This is a genomic window from Klebsiella sp. HMSC09D12, from assembly GCF_001808475.1.
Lineage (GTDB): Bacteria > Pseudomonadota > Gammaproteobacteria > Enterobacterales > Enterobacteriaceae > Klebsiella > Klebsiella oxytoca.
Genome location: NZ_KV793509.1, coordinates 1 through 651, shown reverse-complemented (window position 1 = coordinate 651; position 651 = coordinate 1). Strand labels below are relative to the sequence as shown.

Below are 651 nucleotides of genomic sequence, written 5' to 3'. Positions count from 1 at the left end.
AGATATTGAGATGCTTGGTAAAAAAACCGACACGCGCCGCCACCTGCTCTTTCGCCTTTTTAGCCAGACGGCGCATATCGTCCCAACGCTTACATATCCCCAGGCCGGGATTTGCTTTCGGCCAGTTTGCCTCGTCGAAAGGATCGTCCCCCTCATCCAGGGTATAAATCAGCGCAAAATAGCTGTCATCCTTAATGGAAAGTGGGTCAGGGTTATCAAAGTTCTTCAGAACCTTGATTGCATAATCACGTTGCTCGTAGCAGATACCTTCCTTATTAAAACCCGCAGTGGTGATTGCAAAAATAAGGGACTGCAGGCGCGCACCGGTCGCCGTTTCCAGAACTTCCCAGACGTCACGGGTTTTATGTGCGTGCAGCTCATCAACGATCCCGCAGTGAATATTCAGGCCGTCGAGGTTATTCGCATCACTGGCTACAGGTTCGAATTTTGAGCCCGTCCGCTCCTGGTGAATATTCAGCTTGTTACTACCAAACAACCGGCCCAGTGTTTTAGGAGCCAGCTTAATCATGCGCTTAGCATCATCAAACACGATGCGGGCCTGGTCCCTGGTTGTTGCTGCGGAATAAACCTCAGAACCACCCTCACCGTCGGCACCAGTCATATAAAGCCCGATGCCAGACGAAAGCGTTG

Annotated in this window: 1 protein-coding gene; it reads right to left on the bottom strand. The window is 51.0% G+C overall.

Features of this window, described 5'->3' with window-relative positions:
- Positions 1–651 (bottom strand): terminase large subunit domain-containing protein (locus HMPREF3178_RS31970; RefSeq protein WP_228705152.1); only part of this gene is annotated, 651 nt, incomplete at both ends.